Origin of the sequence: Pseudomonas sp. CC120222-01a (genome assembly GCF_003097235.1) — a bacterium.
In the GTDB taxonomy this organism is placed as follows: Bacteria; Pseudomonadota; Gammaproteobacteria; order Pseudomonadales; family Pseudomonadaceae; genus Aquipseudomonas.
In genome coordinates, this window is the sequence record NZ_QEQQ01000014.1 from 70649 (window position 1) to 91189 (window position 20541).

15 protein-coding genes and 1 pseudogene are annotated in these 20541 nt (G+C 63.1%); 7 read left to right on the forward strand and 9 right to left on the reverse strand.

The window, feature by feature from the left end:
* Positions 1-4: 4 nt before the first annotated feature.
* Together N430_RS18135 and N430_RS18140 are read right to left on the reverse strand one after the other, a co-directional pair.
* Positions 5-1774, reverse strand: a complete 1770-nt coding sequence (locus N430_RS18135) for an acyl-CoA dehydrogenase C-terminal domain-containing protein (protein WP_110638181.1) — start codon at positions 1772-1774, stop codon at positions 5-7.
* An 18-nt stretch (positions 1775-1792) separates the two neighbouring features.
* Positions 1793-3415: an acyl-CoA synthetase gene (locus N430_RS18140; protein ID WP_110638182.1), complete on the reverse strand. Its 1623-nt coding sequence runs from the start codon at positions 3413-3415 to the stop codon at positions 1793-1795.
* A gap of 195 nt (positions 3416-3610) precedes the next feature.
* Between N430_RS18140 and N430_RS18145 the strand changes: the two genes are divergently transcribed.
* The 6 genes from N430_RS18145 (at position 3611) to N430_RS18180 (ending at position 10498) form a co-directional block, all read left to right on the forward strand.
* Positions 3611-5017, forward strand: a complete 1407-nt coding sequence (locus tag N430_RS18145) for a sensor histidine kinase (RefSeq protein ID WP_110638183.1) — start codon at positions 3611-3613, stop codon at positions 5015-5017.
* A gap of 12 nt (positions 5018-5029) precedes the next feature.
* Positions 5030-5659 carry a response regulator transcription factor gene (locus N430_RS18150; RefSeq protein ID WP_110638184.1) on the forward strand — a complete coding sequence of 210 codons (630 nt, stop codon included), beginning with the start codon at positions 5030-5032 and terminating at the stop codon, positions 5657-5659.
* A gap of 112 nt (positions 5660-5771) precedes the next feature.
* Entirely contained in the window at positions 5772-6245 is a 474-nt protein-coding gene (locus N430_RS18155; protein ID WP_110638185.1) for a MarR family winged helix-turn-helix transcriptional regulator, read from the forward strand.
* 30 nt (positions 6246-6275) lie between these two features.
* Positions 6276-7469 (forward strand): HlyD family secretion protein, encoded by a 1194-nt coding sequence (locus N430_RS18160; RefSeq protein WP_110638186.1) that lies wholly within the window; start codon positions 6276-6278, stop codon positions 7467-7469.
* The gene (locus tag N430_RS18165) at positions 7466-9001 is read left to right on the forward strand and encodes a DHA2 family efflux MFS transporter permease subunit (protein ID WP_110638187.1); all 1536 of its coding nucleotides are present in this window, start codon (positions 7466-7468) and stop codon (positions 8999-9001) included. The genes N430_RS18160 and N430_RS18165 overlap by 4 nt, the downstream gene beginning before the upstream one ends.
* Before the next feature lie 1008 nt (positions 9002-10009).
* Positions 10010-10498 (forward strand): hypothetical protein, encoded by a 489-nt coding sequence (locus N430_RS18180; protein ID WP_110638188.1) that lies wholly within the window; start codon positions 10010-10012, stop codon positions 10496-10498.
* Between the two features lie 31 nt (positions 10499-10529).
* On the opposite strand, the pseudogene N430_RS18185 reads toward N430_RS18180, so the two are convergent.
* From N430_RS18185 to N430_RS18210, 6 genes and pseudogenes are all read right to left on the reverse strand, one after another.
* Positions 10530-10726 (reverse strand): annotated as a pseudogene (locus N430_RS18185) (transposase); the annotation flags it as partial.
* Entirely contained in the window at positions 10692-10862 is a 171-nt protein-coding gene (locus tag N430_RS29475) for a hypothetical protein (protein WP_158288798.1), read from the reverse strand. The gene N430_RS29475 and the pseudogene N430_RS18185, both read right to left, overlap by 35 nt.
* A 112-nt stretch (positions 10863-10974) precedes the next feature.
* Entirely contained in the window at positions 10975-11244 is a 270-nt protein-coding gene (locus N430_RS18195; RefSeq protein WP_110638190.1) for a PAAR domain-containing protein, read from the reverse strand.
* Entirely contained in the window at positions 11241-12929 is a 1689-nt protein-coding gene (locus N430_RS18200; protein WP_165837363.1) for a DUF2875 family protein, read from the reverse strand. The genes N430_RS18195 and N430_RS18200 overlap by 4 nt, the downstream gene beginning before the upstream one ends.
* Positions 12926-14941, reverse strand: a complete 2016-nt coding sequence (locus tag N430_RS18205; protein ID WP_110638191.1) for a DUF3274 domain-containing protein — start codon at positions 14939-14941, stop codon at positions 12926-12928. The genes N430_RS18200 and N430_RS18205 overlap by 4 nt, the downstream gene beginning before the upstream one ends.
* Entirely contained in the window at positions 14938-17493 is a 2556-nt protein-coding gene (locus N430_RS18210) for a type VI secretion system Vgr family protein (protein ID WP_110638192.1), read from the reverse strand. Before N430_RS18210 ends, N430_RS18205 begins: the two co-directional genes overlap by 4 nt.
* A 167-nt stretch (positions 17494-17660) precedes the next feature.
* On the opposite strand from N430_RS18210, the gene N430_RS18215 reads away from it, so the two are divergent.
* On the forward strand, positions 17661-18407 hold the full coding sequence (locus N430_RS18215) for an SDR family oxidoreductase (protein WP_110638193.1): 747 nt from the start codon (positions 17661-17663) through the stop codon (positions 18405-18407).
* A 10-nt stretch (positions 18408-18417) separates the two neighbouring features.
* On the opposite strand, the gene N430_RS18220 is transcribed toward N430_RS18215, so the two are convergent.
* Positions 18418-20481 carry a PAS domain-containing protein gene (locus N430_RS18220; protein ID WP_110638194.1) on the reverse strand — a complete coding sequence of 688 codons (2064 nt, stop codon included), beginning with the start codon at positions 20479-20481 and terminating at the stop codon, positions 18418-18420.
* Positions 20482-20541 lie beyond the last annotated feature (60 nt).

A 20541-nucleotide genomic window follows, 5' to 3' on the forward strand; every position in this document is an offset into this window, starting at 1 on the left:
CGGCTCAGAACTGCTCGGCCTCCATCGCGTACAGGCTGGCACTACCGGCGCGGATGCTGGCATCCAGGGCCAGGCTGCGCGGCAGCAGGCGCTGGAAGAAGAACGCCGCACAGGCCAGCTTGGCGCCATGGAAGGCCGGGTCCTCGGCGTGCCTGGCCTGGGCCACCGCCGCCATGCGCGCCCACATGTAGGCATAGGCGGTCAGGCCGAACAGGTGCAGGTATTCCACGGCCACGGCATTGACCAGATTGGCGTCCTCGCCTGCCCGTGCCCGCAGCCATTCGCTGGTGGCTTCCAGGCGCGCCAGGCTGGCTTGCAAGGCTTCGCGGTGCAGCGGTGCCCCGGCGCTGAAGGCCCGCACTTCAGCTGCGAAACAGGCCAGGGCCTGGCCGCCATCGGCCAGCACCTTGCGCCCGAGCAGGTCGAGGGCCTGGATGCCGTTGGTGCCTTCGTAGATCTGCGCAATGCGCACATCGCGCACGCGCTGCTCCTGGCCCCACTCACGGATGTAGCCATGGCCGCCGTACACCTGCTGGCCGAGCACGCAGCTTTCCAGGCCGTTGTCGGTAAAGAACGCCTTGGCCACCGGGGTCAGCAACGCGACCAGGCGCTGGGCATGTTCGCGCTCGCCACCGTCCTCGGCGTAGCGCGCCAGGTCGAGCTGCTGGCCGACATAGGCGGCGAAGGCGCGGCCGCCTTCGGTGAGGGCGCGCATGGTCAGCAGCATGCGCCGTACATCGCCATGTTCGATGATCGGGTCGGCAGCTTTCTCTGACGCCTTTGGGCCGCTGGCGGCGCGGCTTTGCAGGCGCTCGTTGGCGTAGCGTGCGGCGCTCTGGTACGACGCTTCGGCGCAGCCGATGCCCTGGATGCCGATGGACAGGCGCTCGTAGTTCATCATGGTGAACATCGCCGCCAGGCCCTTGTTCGGCTCACCGACCAGGTAACCGCTGGCGCCGTCGAAGTTCATCACGCAGGTCGCCGAGGCCTTGATGCCCATCTTATGTTCGATCGAACCGCAGTGTGCGGCGTTGCGCGGGCCGAGGCTGCCGTCGGCCCCGACCCGATACTTGGGTACCAGGAACAGCGAGATGCCCTTGGCCCCGGCCGGGGCGTCCGGCAGCTTGGCCAGCACCAGGTGGATGATGTTCTCGGTCAGGTCCTGTTCGCCACCGGTGATGAAAATCTTGCTGCCGCTGATGCGATAGCTGCCGTCGGCCTGGGGTTCGGCGCGACTGCGGATCAGCCCCAGGTCGGTACCGGCATGGGGCTCGGTCAGGCACATGGTGCCGGCCCAGCGGCCTTCGTACAGCGGTGGCAGGTAGGTGGCCTTGAGTGTTTCGCTGGCGTGGGCATCGATGGCCAGGCAGCTGCCGGCGCTCAGTGCCGAATACAGGCTGAAGCTGCAGTCGGCGGCATAGAGCATCTCTTCGAACAGCACACCGAGCATCTTCGGCATGCCCATGCCGCCATACTCAGGGTTGCCCCCCAGGCCCACCCAACCGCCTTCGCGGTAGGTGCGCCAAGCGTCACGGAAGCCGTCTGGCGTAGTGACGTTGCCGGCGTCGAAGTGCACGCCTTGCTCATCGCCGTTGCGGCTGAGCGGGGCGATCAGCTGGCCGGTGACCTTGGCGGCCTCTTCAAGGATGGCGTCGGCGGTTTCAGCGTCGACGCGCTCGGCCAGGGCCGGCAGGCGGGCCCACAGGGCCGGGCCTTGGAACACGTCATGGAGGATGAAGCGCATGTCGCGCAGCGGAGCGGTGTAGTCGGTCATGTCAGGCTCGATAACGGTTCACAGGGCCTTGGCGCGGTCGCGCAGGACGTATTTCTGGATCTTGCCGGTGGAGGTCTTGGGCAGCTCGCCGAAGACCACGGTCTTCGGCACCTTGAACCCGGCCATGTGCTCTCGGCACCAGTTGATGATGTCGCTTTCGCGGGTCTGCTCATGCCCGGGTTTGAGGGCGACGAAGGCGCAGGGCGTTTCGCCCCATTTTTCGTCGGCGCGGGCGACCACGGCGGCTTCCAGCACGGCGTGGTGCTTGTACAGGGTGTCCTCGACTTCGATGGTCGAGATGTTCTCGCCGCCGGAAATGATGATGTCCTTGAGCCGGTCCTTGATCTCGACATAGCCATCGGTGTGCCACACGGCCAGGTCGCCGGTGTGGAACCAGCCGCCGCGGAAGGCCTCGGCGGTGGCTTCGGGATTCTTCAGGTAGCCCTTCATCACCGTGTTGCCGCGCATGAAGATTTCGCCCAGGGTGTTGCCGTCTTGCGGTACCGGCTGCAGGGTCTGCGGGTCGGCGACCATCAGGCCGTCGAGGGTGGGGTAGCGCACACCCTGGCGCGACTTGATCCGCGCCCGTTCCTCCAGCGGCAGTTCGTCCCATTCGTCATGCCAGGCGCAGACGGTGACCGGCCCGTAGACTTCGGTCAGGCCGTAGGTGTGGGTGACGCGGATGCCCATCTGCTCGACCGCACCGATGACCTTGGCCGGTGGTGCTGCGCCGGCGACCATGGCCTGCACCGGGTGTTCGATGGCGGCCTTGGCGGCCTCAGGCATGTTGACCAGGGCGTTGAGCACGATCGGCGCGCCGCACAGGTGGCTGACCCGGTGTTCGCGGATCAGGGTGAGGATCTTCTGCGGGTCGACCCGGCGCAGGAATACGTGGGTGCCGGCCAGTGCGGTGATGGTCCAGGGGTAGCACCAGCCGTTGCAGTGGAACATCGGCAAGGTCCACAGGTACACCGGGCGGTGGCCCATGGCCCAGGTCATCTGATTGCCGATGGCGTTCAGGTAGGCGCCACGGTGGTGATAGACCACGCCCTTGGGGTTGCCGGTGGTGCCCGAGGTGTAGTTCAGCGAAATCGCCTGCCATTCGTCCTCGGGCCACTCCCAGGCGAAGTCCGGGTCGCCTTCGGCCAGCAGGGCTTCATAGTCCAGGTCGCTGACCGCACGGCCTTCGCCGTATTCGGGGTCATCCACGTCGACCACCAGCGGCGGGTGTTCGAGCAAGGCCAGGGCAGTAGCGATCACGCCGTGGAACTCGCGGTCGGTGATCAGCACCTTGGCCTCGCCGTGCTGCAGCATGAAGGCGATGGCTTCGGCGTCCAGGCGTACGTTGAGGGTGTTGAGCACGGCGCCGATCATCGGCACACCGAAGTGTGCTTCGAGCATGGCCGGAATGTTTGGCAGCATCACCGCGACCGTGTCGCCGCGGCCGACACCACGCCCGGCCAGGGCACTGGCCAGGCGCCTGCAGCGCTGGTAGGTCTCGCGCCAGTTGCGGCGAATGGCGCCGTGAATCACGGCCGGGTAATCGCCGTACACGGCGGCGGTGCGTTCGATGAAGCTCAGCGGGGTGAGGGCGACGTGGTTGACGGCAGCGGGCATCAGGCCCTGGGCGAAGATCGACATACGGTAATCCTGTAGGGGAGGCAGACGCAGCCTGTGCGTGTGGCCCCCCGGTGGCTGATTGTTAGCTCTGATCAGGGTGCGGGGCAGCGCGCCGATGGCCGCTTGCCCCTGTCGCAGTTTTACGCGAACCGCTATCGTAGATGGAATATCGACTATAGCAATATAGTAAAACTACTATAAGTACGGGCGCCGACAGTGGATCAGACCCTTTCACCCTTGCTCGCCAAGGACCCACAACCCAGCGTGCTGCTGGCCGCCGATGCCGGCGCACTGGCAAGCAATCCGGCCCTGCAGGCGTTGATCGGCGCTGATGCCGCGTTGGCCGAGTGGCTGCCGAGCAACGCTGCGGCGCTGGTGCGTGCCTGCCTGCGTCAGCACCGGGCAATCGCCGATGTGGAAAAACAGGTAGGCGAACGCATTCTGCTGTGGACCTTCATCCCCGATGACCAGGGCCAGTGGGTACTGGCCCGCTGCCGCGATGCCAGTGAAGAGCGCCAGGGCGCCCGCGAAGCCAGTCGCGCCCGGCGCCTGTATCGGCTGATCATCGAGAACACCACCGACCTCATTTCCCGGCACAGCCCGGACGGCCGTTTTCTCGACGCCTCGCCGGCTGCCTATCGCCTGCTCGGCCTGTGGCCGGAGCAACTGCGTGGCATGCCGGTGCGCGCCCTGCTGCACCCGCGCGAGCGGCGCCAGGTGCTGCGCCAGGCCGCCGCCGCGCTGGATCAGGACGGCTACCACACCACGACTTGCCGCGTTCGCCATGCCAGCGGCGCCTATCGCTGGTTCGAGATCGCCAGCCGGGCGATCCGCGAGACCTACACGGGCGCCGTGGTGGAGGTGGTCAGCGTGTCGCGTGACATCACCCTGCGCATCGAGGCCCAGGAGAACCTGGCCCACAGCGCCCGGCTCGCCACCTTGGGCGAACTGGCGTCGGGGATCGCCCACGAGATGAATCAGCCGCTGGCGGCGGTGGTCAACTATGCCAATGCCAGCCAACGCTACCTGCAAGGCCTGGAGCGCGACCCGCAGGCGCGTGAGCGGGTCGGCCAGGGCCTGCAACGCATCACCGAGCAGGCGACCCACGCCGCCGAGGTGATTCGCCGCCTGCGTGCGTTCCTGCGCAAGGGGCCGCGGCGCCTGCAAGCGGTGGAAGTGGCTGAGGTGGCGGCCGAAGCCATGCGCCTGTGCGCCTGGGAAGCCGCACGTGACCAGGTCGCGGTCGAACTGCGCCTCAACGGGCAGTTGCCGGCGGTGTTCGCCGACCGGGTGCTGCTTGAGCAAGTGCTGCTCAACCTGCTGCGCAATGCCATCGAGGCCAACCGCGAGCAGCATGGCGCGCAGCCGTCACGTATCCTGCTCGGCGCCGTGCGCGAGGGCGACGGGGTGCTGATCGAGGTCGCCGACCAGGGGCCTGGCGTGGCTGCCGAGCGCCTGGATGAGATCTTCACCCCGTTCAGCACCAGCAAGGCCGATGGCCTGGGCCTGGGCCTGAGCATGAGCCGCAGCCTGGTCGAAGGGTTCGGCGGCAGCCTCTGGGCGCGTGCAGGGGAAGCGGGTGGGCTGGTGCTGTGCTGCCGCCTGGCAGTGAACCGGGGATAAGGAGAGAGCAGGGTGCAAGCGAAGGTGTATGTGGTCGACGACGACCAGGGCATGCGTGATTCGACGGTGTGGTTGCTGGAGTCGGTGGGTCTGCAGGGCGTGCCGTTCGCCAGCGGCCAGGCGTTTCTGGATGCCTGTGTGGAGGATGGGCCGGCCTGCGTGCTGCTCGATGTGCGCATGCCCGGGCTGGGCGGCATGGCGGTGCAGCAGGCACTGCGCGAGCGCGGCGTGCAGATGCCGGTGATCTTCGTCAGTGGCCATGCCGATGTGCCGATCGTGGTGCGGGCGTTCAAGGCCGGGGCGAGCGACTTCATCGAGAAACCCTACAGCGACCAACTGCTGCTCGACAGTGTGCAGGCCGCACTGGAGCGGGCAGGGCAGGCGCGCCAGGACGACCTGGTGCTGGCCGCGGTGCAGGCGCGCGTGGATGCCCTGACACCCCGCGAGCGCGATGTGTTCGTGCCACTGGCCCAGGGCTTGAACAACCGCGAGATTGCCGAGCGCCTGGGTATCAGCGTGAAGACCGTGGACCTCTACCGGGGGCGGGTGATGAAGCGCCTGCAGGCGGGCAGCCTGGCTGAACTGGTGGGCATCGCGATAGCCTGCGGGGCCGTGCAGGCACTGGGCTTGCGCGCCCTTTGAAACGTCGCCGGCAACGGCCGTTTCATGAATATTTGCATAGCCCCCTAATCAAAGCTTTGACATTCACTGCCTAGGCAGTAATATTTTTAAACAATTGCCCGAGCAGACCCCGATGTCTCATTTCACCCCGGAAAACTTCCAGACCTGCGCCATCGGCATGCTGCTGGGCCGTGCGGCGATCCTCAAGGACCGCATTCTCGACTGGCACCTCGAATCGGAGGGCGTCACCGCCGCACAGTTCAAGGTGCTGATCATCGTCACCCAGTACCAGGTGGATACCCCGGCCGAACTGTGCCGCTACCTGGGCCTGGACAGCGGTTCGATGACCCGCATGCTCGACCGCCTCGAGCAGAAGGGCCTGATCCTGCGCAACCGCTGCGCCGATGACCGCCGCCAGGTGCGCCTGGGGCTGACCGCCGAGGGCCAGCGCCTGGCCGACCGCCTGCCGGAGATCGGCGCGGCGGCGATGAACGAACTGGTCGGCGTGTTGCAGCCAGACGAGCTGAAGACCCTCGAAGGTTTGCTGGCCAAGGTTCTTCTGGGTGCCGGCGACCCTCTGACGATCCGCCGCTTCGGCGATCGTTGATCCCTGTTACGCATATTCCAAGGTATTGTCATGGCCACTCCCACAGACACCGCAACACCCTCCGCCGACGCGCCAGCGTCGGGCAAGCGCAAGGCCTGGCTGCTCGGCCTGCTGTTGCTGGTGCTGCTCGCAGGCATAGGCACCTGGGCCTGGTACAGCCTGGTCGGGCGCTGGCACGAAAGCACCGACGACGCCTACGTCAACGGCAACGTGGTGGAGATCACCCCGCTGGTAACCGGCACCGTCACCAGCATTGGCGCCGATGACGGCGACCTGGTGCATGCCGGCCAGGTGTTGTTGCAGTTCGACCCGTCCGACAGCGAGGTGGCCCTGCAGTCCGCCGAAGCCAAGCTGGCCCGCACGGTGCGCCAGGTGCGCGGGCTGTACAGCAACGTCGACTCGCTCAAGGCCCTGCTGGAAACCCGCCAGGCCGAACTGCAGAAGGCCCAGCAGAACTACAACCGGCGCAAGGTGCTGGCCGACAGCGGCGCGATCGCTGCGGAAGAGATCTCCCACGCCCGTGACGACCTGACCGTGGCCCAGGCCGCCGTCAACGCCGCCCGCCAGCAACTCAACACCAGCACTGCGCTGGTCGACGACACCGTGGTCTCCTCGCACCCCGAGGTCATGGCGGCCGCTGCCGACCTGCGCCAGGCCTACCTCGACAACGCCCGTACCACCCTGGTGGCGCCGGTGACCGGCTATGTCGCCAAGCGCACCGTGCAACTCGGCCAGCGCCTGCAGCCGGGTACCGCGACCATGGCGGTGATCCCGCTGAACGAGGTGTGGATCGACGCCAACTTCAAGGAAACCCAGCTGCGCGACATGCGCATCGGCCAGCCGGTGGAAATCAGCGCCGACCTGTACGGCAGCGAGGTCAAGTACAGCGGCACGGTCGACAGCCTCGGCGCCGGCACCGGCAGCGCCTTCGCCCTGCTGCCGGCGCAGAACGCCACCGGCAACTGGATCAAGATCGTCCAGCGCGTGCCTGTACGCATTCACCTCAGCCCCGACCAGCTCAAGGACCACCCGCTGCGCATCGGCCTGTCCACCGTGGTCGAGGTCGACCTGCACGACCAGAGCGGCCCGACCCTGGCCCAGCAGCCACCGCAGCAGGCCAGCTACACCACCCAGGTGTATGACCGCCAGCTGGTCGAGGCCGATGACCTGATCGCCCGGCTGATCCACGAGAACAGCGCCACCGGCAAGACGGCCCAGCGATGAGCAACAACGCCCCGGCGCAGTTCACCCCGCCGAGCCTGCTGCTGACCACCATCGGCCTGTCGCTGGCGACCTTCATGCAGGTGCTCGACACCACCATCGCCAACGTGGCGCTGCCGACCATTTCCGGCAACCTGGGGGTGAGCTACGAGCAGGGCACCTGGGTGATCACTTCGTTTGCGGTGAGCAACGCCATTGCCTTGCCGCTGACTGGCTGGCTGAGCCGGCGCTTTGGCGAGGTGAAGCTGTTCATCTGGGCCACGCTGCTGTTCGTGCTGGCGTCGTTCCTCTGTGGCATCGCGCAGTCGATGCCGGAACTGGTGGGCTTTCGTGTATTGCAGGGTGTGGTGGCCGGGCCGTTGTACCCGATGACCCAGACCTTGCTGATTGCCGTGTACCCGCCGGCGAAACGGGGCATGGCGTTGGCGTTACTGGCGATGGTCACGGTGGTGGCGCCGATTGCCGGGCCGATACTGGGCGGCTGGATCACTGACAGTTACAGCTGGCCGTGGATCTTCTTCATCAACGTGCCAATCGGCCTGTTCGCCGCTGCCGTGGTGCGCCAGCAGATGCGCACGCGGCCGGTGGTCACCAGCCGTCAGCCGATGGATTACATTGGCCTGCTGACGCTGATCGTCGGCGTGGGTGCGTTGCAGGTGGTGCTGGACAAGGGCAATGACCTGGACTGGTTCGAGTCGTCGTTCATCATCATTGGCACACTGATTTCGGTGGTGTTCCTGGCGATTTTCATCATCTGGGAACTCACTGACCGCCATCCGGTGGTCAACTTGCGGCTGTTCGTGCACCGCAACTTCCGCGTCGGCACCATTGTGCTGGTCGGCGGCTATGCGGGGTTCTTTGGTATCAATCTGATCCTGCCGCAGTGGCTGCAGACGCAGATGGGCTACACCGCCACCTGGGCGGGGCTGGCGGTCGCGCCGATCGGTTTGCTGCCGGTGATCATGTCGCCGTTCGTGGGCAAGTACGCGCACCGCTTCGACCTGCGGGTGCTGGCGGGGCTGGCGTTCCTGGCCATCGGTACTAGCTGCTTCATGCGTGCCGGGTTCACCAGTGAGGTGGACTTCCAGCACATCGCCTTGGTGCAGTTGTTCATGGGGATTGGTGTGGCGCTGTTCTTCATGCCGACCTTGAGCATTTTGCTGTCGGATTTGCCGCCGCATCAGATTGCCGATGGCTCGGGGCTGGCCACTTTCCTGCGTACGCTGGGGGGGAGCTTTGCGGCTTCGTTGACGACGTGGATCTGGATTCGTCGGGCGGATCAGCATCATGCGTACCTGAGCGAGCACATCAGCCAGTTCGACCCGGCGACGCGGCATACGCTGGAGCAACTGGGTGGGGCGAGTTCGCAGAACTATGCGCAGCTTGAGCAGATCGTGAATGCGCAGGCGTACATGATGTCGACGGTGGATTACTTCACTTTGATGACTTGGGTGTTTGCCGGGTTGATTCTGCTGGTGTGGCTGGCCAAACCGCCGTTTACGGCGAAGGCGGGGCCGGCTTCGGCGGGACATTGAGGCCGTAACGCTGCTCTTGCTCTTGCTCTTGCTCTTGCTCTGCTTTTGCTTTTGCTTTTGCTTTTGCTTTGGCTTCTAAGCGCGCGATAGTTCAGGCGACGCAAATTGCGACTTCAGGAGGCCGAACGCAGGTCTTGCGGAGGGAGGTGACGGGCATGGATGCCCGTCAAGCGCTGGGCCCCAGGATGGGGCCTGCAGCGCGGTCCTCCCGGGAGCAAGGCCGGAGTGAGGGGACCCCGGAGCGTAGCGCAGGGGCCGGATGATGGGAGCGGGCGGCTTTGGTTACTTTGGCCAAGACCAAAGTAACCCGCCGGAAGGGCGGAAAGGTGACTGTGCGCCACCATCGCAAATGAATGCGCACCTGATCTAAAAGCCGAAAGCCGAAAGCCGAAAGCCGAAAGCCAAAAGCCAAAAGCCCGACTGCAGCGGTTTTGAATCAGTCGAGTGCATTCATTTGCGATGACGACGCACAGTCACCTTTCCGCCCTTACGGCGGGTCACTTTTTGTCAAACGCGACAAAAAGTAACCAAAAAACGCTGGCTCCCATCATCCGGCCCCTGCGCTGCGCTCCGGGGTTCCCTCGCTCCGGCCTTGCTCCCGGGAGGACCGCGCTGCAGGCCCCATCCTGGGGCCCAGCGCTTGACGGGCATCCATGCCCGTCACCTCCCTCCGCAAGGCCTGCGCTCGGCCTCCTGAAGTCGCATTCGGCGTTTGCTGAACTACCGTGCGCTTAGAAGCAGAGCAAAAGCAAGAGCAAAAGCAAGATGAAGCGTAAACATCCGCTGAATACACATTACGTGCCAGCAACTATTGGCTTCAGTCCACCGATACCAGCATTCCCCTAACAACCGTATCCCCATGCTGCTTGGCAAGCGCCTGGAGGTCGGGGGCATTAGGACTGGATAAACCGAACAGAGTCTGACAGATCCACCGCTATCGCGTAGAATAAGCCCCTTGTTGGTGATGGATTACAACCTGAGTCAAATCACATCCATAAAGGACTATTCATGCGTAAATTTATCTGTTTGCCAGTCTCGAAAGTAACCCGTATTACGCTTCTTCCGCTCATTGCACTGACCTTTGGCACGACAGCAACGGCGGCTGATTACGCCTGTGACGGATTTGTCGGTAGTTTCGCCAATCGTCCCGATAACGAAGCAGTCTTTAAAATTGCTAAAGATGGCGACGGCTTTGTATTGTTTGCCCAAGGTGACTCACCTGACGACTGGGAGCGCGTGCCGCTGAAGGTTGGCATACCCGAAGATATACAGAAAGAGATGGTCGCGGAGGGAAGAAAAATGATTCCGCTAACGTGCGCATTATCAGCTGACGGCGTTTTACTCTGGCAGTTTCCGGCCGGTAGCCCAGATAACCCTTCTGAGAGCAAAAGCCGCAACCTTTACAAGTACCCGCAAAAGACGCCTTATTTTATGGTCGTCAACGCGGGAGTTGTTGCTGGGGAAACTGGACTATACCGAGTTAGAACAGAGGATTAAGCCCGCCTAGGGTAAGCGTCCGCTCAACTCACCCTGCGAAAGTTCCCCGGAAGTTGCGCGCATGTTCGCCAGTACGGCTTGTGAAGTCGAAGACCACCGCCCTGAGCGCCGAAAACGGCGTCATGCTGCAGGCCCAGACATAGGCTTGGTGGTTTTCTTCTCGCCCGGCGCAACCATTTGCACAGGTGTTTCATCAGCGTGAATCACGCCCTGCTTCAGCACCGTTTTGGGCCTCTATCTGGTTTCGATAGTTCGCAAACTCTGCCTTCTCACTTGCCAAGGCATTGCCAAAGATCAGCTGCAGCGAGCCGACAATAACGGCAATGCCCCAGGCCATGACGGGTTTCATGTCGCGAAGTATCATGCCGGTCTCCTGTGCTTTGAGTTGGACAATCCAGATGAAGCAGAGCCAGAGCACAAGCTGTACTCTGGCGATCCGCTGATGAGGTTCGAAGTTGGTGCTCTGAATCTCGTGACTACTCGACGCTCACACTCAGCGCATGGCTGGCCACGCCGTGACATCCGCATGCCAGCCGATGGCCTTGCAGCACCACCGGCTTACCACCCATGCGTCGGCTTGGATGCCCCTCGACAAAGGCAAAAACCCCTTGATGCAGCGGGCAACTGGCCTTGTCGCCCAGCACCGCTGGCGTTTTCCCGTTGACGGTGTGGGTGCCAGCCAGCTGGCATGACAACACGCTGCCCCCGCTGCTGGTGGGGTCACCCAGGCAGATGGGATGGCTCATGCCTTCGGTCGTCCGATACTTGGGAGGCCATATTTGAAGGGGTCAGCGCCACGGTTCTGCTGGTTCTTCGCTTTGCGCGCCTCATCCGGTGGGCTGATCATCTGCACGGTGAGGCTGCCGTCGCTGCCAGCGTAGACCACGGCACTGGCACCGCCATCGAGGTAGCTGGCGATGGTGGCCAGGTTGATTTCCACCAGCGCGCTGCTGACGCCGGTATTGCCCAGGCGCCGACCGATGTCATAGCCCTCGTCGACATTGCCCACGTCCAGGCCTTGGCCATCGGTATTGAGGCTGTGCAGGGCGTTGGTCAGGGCGATTTCCGCTTCAGCGTTGTTAGTGGTGTCGTAGAACACGCGTACGGGTTTTTGCCCGGCAGGCAGGGTATCGAGGGCCTTGAGCCAGCCTGCTTGCAAGGCCTTGGCCTGCAATGCGGGTTTGAGGCGCTTGCCGTGTTCGTCCTGCATCGAGACCTTGATCGGACGGTGTAGGTAGCCCAGCACCGGCGCTGCGTCGAACTCCTTCAGTTGGTGTTCGGCCCAACGCACGGGCAGCCAGGGGGACGGTTCGAAATGGCCCGGACCGCGGTTGTCGATGGTTTTCCACAAGCTAGGTAGTTGCGATTGCCAGTAGGCGGTGGACATGGTGCCGGGTGGTAATAGCACTTTATTGCCTTTGGCATGCTCGGCGGCTACATACCAATCTCCAAAAGCCTTGCTCCGGTCCCAATAAAACGCCCACAACTTGCCAAAGTCAGTTTTTTTGTCCTGATTGTCCTCGGCGTCACGGGTTACGAAGGGACGAATGTAGCGGTCCACTCGGTCCGAACGTGTGACCAGCAGGCCCGTCATACTTTCGTAGATCGTTGGAACCACGTGGCCATTTTGCAATCCCGGTGTGCCGGGTTTGCGATAGCCGTTTCGCGTCACGTCACCGTCCTCACTTGCGATCAAGGCTTGTGGCACCTTCGGGTTATCGTCAAAAAACGTGAACATTCGCTCGATCATGCCTTGAGCATGCGTCGTGCTTTCATTGTCTTGCCACAAAAACTGGGTAACGCCCAAGGTCGCGGCGTTACGGCCTGAGTTGATCAGGCCTGCAGCACTGTCGGCGCTGTCGTAGGGGGCGGGCGGTCCCAGCGCAAACACCGGGATTGGCCAGTACGCCACTGCCTCACCTGCTGAGTTTTTGAATGCGATACGGACTTTAATGTCTCTGGAGCTTCGCCTTGTGTCTAATGATGGGTCGTAGTCTTTCGCGTCCTGCGAGTAAATCGATGCGAAATTGTCGTTCTTCTTTTTGATAAACTGCCAGATTTTGGACTGGCCATCTGTGTAAATTCCAAGTCCGACCCCCCGAATTTCTAAGGCGTAGGTGCGAACTTGAGTGGCCTGTTGTTCGGCGTTTCTGAGCTCCATCTGGTTGCGATAATTGGCAAACTCTGCCTTCTCACTTGCCAGGGCATTGCCCCACCAATGAATGCCGAAGATCATCAGTAGCGGGCTGACAATAGCGGCAATGCCCCAAGCTAGGACGGGTTTCATGTCCCTAAGTACCATGTTAGTTTCCTGTGCTTTGAGTTGAACAATCCAGATGAAGCTGATCCAGAGTACAAGGAGTACCCCGGCGATCCACAGATAAAGTTTAAGGTTGGGCCGCGTCTGAGGGGAGGGCGGATTGTCCTTCATCGGCCAACTCCTTGTTCGGGTGCTGTGACTACCAGAGACGGTGGCGTAAGTGATACCAGACCAGAAGGTGGGAATACGCCTTCTGCATAATACTGAGAGCTGGCAGTCACTAATGCTTGTGCCTCCCCACTCAGTCTTGCCCACCCCGGCAATTTAATGACTTCCATAAATGTCGCTTTATCCAACTTCCAGTCCGCAATCGCAACCAACACCTCCCGCATATCCGGGTCATCAAGGCTGTGCGCCTGGCCAATAGCAATGTCCATTGCTGTCACCCAGCGCTGGTTCTCCGGGCTGCGCAAAACCGCCGAGTGGTAACTGTTAGGCTCCCTTTCTTTCGGATCTTCGCGCATCCGGTCCTGGATTTCGTTAGGCGTTTCTTCACGGTAAATGACGTACTCTTTCACCTCTGAGCCTTGATGCACGGCAGCTTGGCTTATGGCTGAAGTTTGATCACCGGGTTCTTTGCCAGCGTTCCACCGGGCCAGTTCTTCATCCGTGTTCACGCGATGAGGGCTGGTACGCACCTTGAACCATTTGAAGCGGGCTTTCGGATTGCCCAGTGCGGAGCGGATACTCACGTCATCGGGGCTGTCCATGCCTGCCTGTGTGGGTGTGCCCTCCACTGCCTCGCCGCCAAACAGCTCAGGAGCATGGGGTGGGGTTAAAGGTTCGGCATTGATCAGCACTTCCTCACCTTTTGCTATTGGCGCTTGCGAGGCCACGGCGCCGGCTTTCCACCCGCCAGGGTAGCGGGGTTCCCCTTTGGCACGCAGCACCGTTTGTTGTATGGCGTCGCCGACCAGTACCGGCTGACCGTCGCGATGACGCTTGGTCCACAGGCGCTGGTAAAACCGCACGGACTGCAACGCCGCCATCGCCGGTTTGCCGTCTGGCAAGGTATTGGGCACCCCATACGTACCGATGCCATGCACGTCGTCCAAGGCGACCGTGGTGTCGTCCGGGCAGAAGTACAGGTAAACCTTGCCGCGGTTGTCGCGTTCGGGGAAAACGGTCAGGTTACCGACCTTGTCCTGGCGCGAGCCCTGTATGGGTGACCATCTGGGGCCCGTGCGACCGCCGTAGGTCTTGCTGTCCCTGAGTGCGGACAGCGGCGGCTGGGCGTGGGGTGCCTGGGTGACTGCGGTGGCGATGTTGATCAAGGTGGCGAGCGTGTCATGGCCTTTGGGGGTGGTTTTGGGCAGCACACTGTAAGGCGTGTCCACCATGATGACGGTGTCGGCACAGCGTTGGCCCTTGTCGATCAACAGGGCTTGCGCAAGCAGGGTAATCAAGGTGCCTTGACTGTGGCCCATGATGGTGATGGTTTCATCAGGCGATACACGGCGGATCTCACTGACCAACATGGCCAATCGCGTTGCTGCGAGCACAAAGTAACGCCGGTGTGGACCTTCACCCATGTACTGGGTGTTGGAGAGCATGGGTTGTGCGAGATGCCGGATAAACTTGGCAAAGCCGGGGCTGTACATCTCCAGCAGGTTGTTGGTGGCATTGGCGAAGAACCCGCCGCCTTTGGCGAAGTGCCGGTCCAGGCGGTTTTCGAAGACGTCCTGGTATTGGCCGCGCAGTTTGGTCGGGTCGTCGTTTTTATCGCGCTTGATCTCGCCAGGCTCAGCGCGATAGCCCCAGTAAAACGGGATCATCAGGCTGCGTGTTTTCGGGGCGGCCGTGTCTCGCCGATAGAGGTACGTGTCTGGATCGTCCAGCTTTGCAATGTCATCTTCACTGCGCTCTTCAACTGGGCGTTTGTCCGCAGCACTGTAGGCGGCCCCATACCGCCCCGCCTTCAGATCAGGCCGATCCAAACGCTCATTTACCCCTTGGCACAACCCCGTCTCCACCGACTCGTAGGAAGCCCCCGGGTCATTCACACCGTGCAAGAAGATCACCACTCCTGGCAGGTCGGCGGGCACCTCCATTTTGCGTTCGGTACTGAAGTTGGGTACCAGCCGTGTGACGCTTTCAGCCACGGTAATTTGATCGCCACTCATTGGCTGCCTCCTTTGCTGCTGGTGGTGCGCAAGGCAGCCACTTGTGCCTGATGCATCGCCTCGCGCTCGACGTGCTCGGTAAGCCCGTTGGCATCGGTCAGGCCTTGTACGGTGCTGCCGTCTTCGAGCCTGATCTGGTAGGCGTGGTCTACGGCCATCCGCACGCTGTCTTCAGCGTGCCCCGGGTAGTGGAAGGCCAGGCGTTGCGCCGCCGGGTCGCGGGTGAATGCCGGGACCTGGGCGCTGTCGGTTTTAGGGCCTACCCAGTCATGCTCGCTGGCATGAACGATCACCTTGCCCTGGCTGCCGATTTCGACACCGCCGCCGATCTTGATGTAGCTGCCGTCATCGGCCACCAGGCGAATGGTGGGAGCGGTGACGACTACTTCGCCTTCGGCGGCCGACAGGTGCAGGTTCTTCTGTGCATTGACGGTGATGTCGTCTTCCTGGGCCTGCACCAACACCTTGCCGCGGTTGGCGATGGCGCTGATGCCTTCATCCTGGGCGAAGGCACTGATCCCCTTGCCGGCCTGCAGGCGCATGGCGGCGCCGCTGGTCAATTGCAGGTGGTCCTGGGCGGTGGTGTCGTGGTTGGCGCCGGCATAGTGGAGTTGCGAGCGCGGTGTGGCACTGGCAATACCTGCCGCAGCCGCAACGGCCATGACGGGTTCGCCAGGGCTGTCGCTGTCGGGTGCCGGCCACTGTTTCAGGGCCTGGCTCACGGCGTCGATGCCCCCGCTGTCCATGGCTGCACCGCCTCGTGCGGCGGCAGTTTGCCCGAGGCTTTTGAACAGCTCGCCACACTCGGCCAGCAGCTTGAGCAGCTCCTCGCGGTCCAGCTGCGCCCCCGTGGCGTCCTGCCGTGCATAGGTGGTCAGCAACAGGCCTTGGGCGGCACGCAGGGCCATCGCGGCGTCGGTGCGCAATTCGGCACCGTTGCCACGGGCCTTGGCCTGGCCGTCAGTGCGTGGCTCGGTGAGCTTGCCCAGGTTGAGTGCCGTGGCCTGGTGCGTGGTACCGACGCGGGCACGCAAGGCGCCGGGTGTGTCATCGAACAACAGCTCGTTGAAACCCCGGCCCTTGTGCTCCTGGGTCTGGATGCCGGACAGCACGCGGTTGCCTGGCAGGCCTGAGGCTTTGCTGAACCGCGGCGGTGTGTGGTCGGCGTTGTACAGCACCGAGGTGACCACGGGGCGGTCGATATCGCCGGCCAGGAAGGTGACCAGCACTTCCTGGCCGATACGTGGCAAGAACTGATGGCCGAAGCCACTGCCCGCGCTGGGCATCGCTACCCGCACCCAGGTGGTGCCCTGCGGCAGGCTGTCGCCGCGCTGCCAGTGGAACCTGACCTGGACCCGCGCCAGCTCATCGGTGAAGACTTCTTCGCCGTCCGGCCCGACCACGATCGCGCTGAGCGGCCCATTGATGGTGGGGCGCGGCACGGTGATCGGGTGGCGGTAAGGGATGCTCTGGCGAATACAGACGAACTGGTTGTCGTAACCTGCGGGCTCATCGGATAAGTAGTTGTTGCGGCCCTGGTGCGCGACCGACACCAGCAGGAACTGGCGAGCCTCCGCCGGGCCGTGTTCATGGTCGAAGTGCTGGGTCAGTTCAAAGCTGTAGCCCGGCCGCATGGCTCGGCAGTTGCTGCTGCCGGTGAAGGTCTTGGCCTGGGCCTCGATGATCTCCAGGTGGCGGCGCACCAGCGCCTCGCCCTCGTCGCGCAGACCATGGCTGTAGGCACCGAAAAAATCGTAGACCTCATAGGGCGGGGCGTCGCCTTGCTCATTGAGGCTGACCATGTCGATGGACAACGGATTTCTTGGCTGCTTGTAGTCGAACGTCTGGATGGCCATCTTGCCCGGTTGCAAGGCCCGGTGGCTGTGCCACTGGGTGATCGAATCACTGGTCTCGGTGACAAAGGCGCTGTGGTAGCGGATTCGCGGTTGTTCGGGCAGCGCTTCCAGGCCCTGGGATCGATCGGTGATGATCAGGCTGTGCCCGTCCTTGCTGTGATCGAAGTAGAAGAACAGGCCGTCCTGCTCCAGCAAGCGCAATACGAAGTTCAGGTCGGTTTCGCGATACTGGGTGATGTAGCTGTAGGATTTGAGCGGTTTCAGCAGGCGAAACTCGAATTGGCCCAACCCGCCATAGTGCTCGAACACCGTGCGGATGACCGTTTCAATGGTCTGCTCTTGAAAGATCCGCGAATCGACGCGTCTTGTCAGCATCCACAGCCAGGGGCTGAGTGTCGCGCTGTAACGCGCCAGGCCACCGTCGCTGCCCTGCAGGTTGAAGCGGGTGATGTGGCCATGGATAGGGCGCACGCCGCCGTCGGCAAGTTCGATCTCGAGAAGGGCGGGTTGGCCCATCAATGATTTGAGTTCGAGCCTGGCATCCTGGCTGATCAGCGCCAGCTCGAAACTGAACAGCGTGGACAACCCCTCATTGCCGGTGAAGTGCTCCAGCAACAACGCCTGGTCGCCCTGGATGGGGGTGGTGAGCTTGATCAAACGGCGGTTTTGGGGCGCAAAAATGTTCGTCAATTCCATCGACGTCAGATTCCTTGGCAAAACAAGCTGCGCAACGTAGCACAGGTTGCGACAGAACCTGACGCATCAGGGGCGGGTCAATGTTTGTCAAGACGTGACGGTCATTCCATTAACAGGTTTTTTCACCTATTGTCGGGCATCCGTCCATGATCGATCCGTCAACTGCCATGCACAAAGTCATCGTCATCACGGGTGCCAGCCGTGGCATCGGTGCCGCCACCGCCCTGCAAGCCGCCCGCGAGGGCTATCGCATCTGCATCAACTACCACGCCGACGACCAGGCCGCCGAGAGTATCCTCGCCCAGGTCCGCGCCCTCGGCGCCGAAGCCATCACCGTGCGCGCCGACGCCAGCGTCGAAGACGAGGTGATCCAGCTGTTCCACCGCGTCGACCAGGAACTCGGCCCGGTGACCGCACTGGTCAACAACGCCGGCACCATCGGCCAGCAAAGCCGTGTCGAGGACATGTCCGAGTTCCGCCTGCTCAAGGTGATGAAGACCAACGTCGTCGGTCCCATGCTCTGCGCCAAGCATGCCTTGCTGCGCATGGCCCACCGCCACGGCGGTGCGGGCGGGGCGATCGTCAATGTGTCCTCGGTCGCAGCGCGCCTGGGCTCACCCAACGAGTATGTCGACTACGCCGCCTCGAAAGGTGCGCTGGATACCTTCACCATCGGCCTGGCCAAGGAAGTGGCGGGCGAGGGCGTGCGGGTCAACGGCGTGCGACCGGGTTACATCCATACCGGTTTCCATGCCCTGTCCGGTGACCCCGACCGCGTGAGCAAGCTCGAACCCGGCCTGCCCATGGGCCGCGGCGGCCGTGCCGAAGAAGTGGCCGAGGCGATCCTCTGGCTGCTGTCGGACAAAGCCTCGTACTCCACCGGCAGCTTCATCGACCTGGGCGGCGGGCGCTGAGTGCTGCCCCTCAGGGCAGCTCATCCGCCAGCAGCTGACGGACCCGTTCGGCCAGTGCCTCCAGCTCGAAAGGCTTGGTCAGCACGCTGGTACCCTGCAACAACTGACCGTCGCTGAGCGCCGCGCTCTCGTCGTAGCCGGTAATGAACAGCACTTTCAGGTCCGGGTACAGCTGCCGGCAACGCTCCGCCACCTGGCGGCCATTGGGGCCGTCGGGCAGGCCGATATCGCTCAGCAGCAGGTCAGGTTGCTCGCTCTGCTGCATGTGCGCCAGCGCGGCAGTGCCATTCTCGAAGGCCTCGACCTGATAGCCCAGTTCTTCCAGCACTTCGCCGACCACCAGGCGCAGCGCTGCCTGGTCCTCTACCAGCACGATGCGTTGTCCGCCCGCGCTGCTTGCCAACGCCTTGCGCGCAGCCGGTCGGGGGGGCGCCACAGGCTGTTGGTGGTGACGCGGCAGGTACAGCTCGACGCGCGTACCCTCGCCGGGGATGGAGAGCAAGCGCAGCTGGCCACCCGACTGGCGCACGAAACCGTAGGTCATCGATAACCCCAGGCCGGTGCCCTGGCCCATGGGTTTGGTGGAGTAGAACGGGTCGATGGCCCGCGCCGCCACGGCAGCGCTCATGCCACAACCGGTGTCGGCCACGCTCAGCCGCACATAGTCCCCGGCGGCCAGTTCCAGCGGGCGCGCCTGCTCGCAGTCGAGCATGATGTTGTCGCCCTGGATATCGATCGTGCCGCCGCCTGGCATGGCGTCGCGCGCGTTGATGCACAGGTTGAGCAGGGCGCTTTCCAGCTGTGGCGGGTCGATGAAGGTTGGCCACAGCCGGGCGCTGAAGCGGCTGCGCAAGGTAATCGACGGTCCGATGCTGCGGCGTATCAGCTCTTCCATGTCGTTGACCAGCGCCGAGACCTCGGTCGAACGCGGTTGCAGGGTCTGCTGGCGGGAGAAGGCCAGCAACCGGTGCACCAGCGCCGAAGCCCGTTGCGCCGAGCCGCTGGACAGTTCCAGCAGCGGTTCCAGCTCTGCGTAACGCTGCTGGCCCAGGCGCTGTTGCATCAGCTCCTGGGCATTGATGATGCCGCCCAGCAGGTTGTTGAAATCGTGGGCGATGCCGCCGCTGAGCTGGCCCACGGCCTCCATCTTCTGAGCCTGGCGCAGCGCCTGCTCGGCGTTGGCCAGGCGTTGCTGTTCCTGGACCCGCTCTGTGATGTCATAGGCGAACAGGTAGGCGCCCTGCACGCTGTCGTCGTGGTCGCGCAAGGCGTTGAAGCGCAACTCGTAGTGGCGCGCCCCGAACGCACCGATCTCGGTGAACTGTTCGCCTGCCAGCGCCCGGTGCCACATCGGCATGATCTGCGTATCGTCTGTCAGCTGGTTGTGGCCCACCACCGTCGGCAGGTGTTCACCGACTTCAGGCGTATGGCCGTACAAGGCATGAAAGTCATGCTTGGCTTGGCGGTTGACTGCCAGCCAGTGCAGGTTGGTATCGACCACATGCACGTTGACCACGCTATGTTCGACCAACTCGGCAAACAGGCGGCGTTCGGCCAGGGCTGCGCTGACCCGCTGTTCGAGCTCTTCATTTAACTGCTGCAAGGCCAACTCGGCCTTGCGCCGTTCGGTGACATCCTTGAACAGCACTGCGACCTGGCGGCGCTCTGCAGGCTCGACGCGGAAGGTGGTCACCGACAGCACATGGCCGGTGGCGACCAGTTCCTGTTCGAACTGCAACGGCTCACCCGTGCGCAATACCTCACCGTAGCGGGCGACCCAGTCGTCAGCCTCGTCGGGTACCATCTCGCGCAGCTTTTGCCCGACCACGTTAGGGATACCGGCATGCTTGGCGTAGGCGGCGTTGGCGAGGATGTGCACATAGTCACTGAGCGGGCCATGGGGGCCGTCGAAGAACTCGATGATGCAGAAGCCTTCGTCCATGGTGTCGAACAGAAACCGATAGATGTTCTGGTCCTGGTCTGCGTGCTGCAGCAACTGGGTTTCCAGCTGCGCGTTACGTTGGCGCAGGGTTTCGATTTCCTGACGCAGGGCGAGCAGGTCGCGGTGGGGCATGGCGACTTCCAACAGCAATGAATGGCCAGACTTTACCTGTACGCAACGCGCACGCATAGC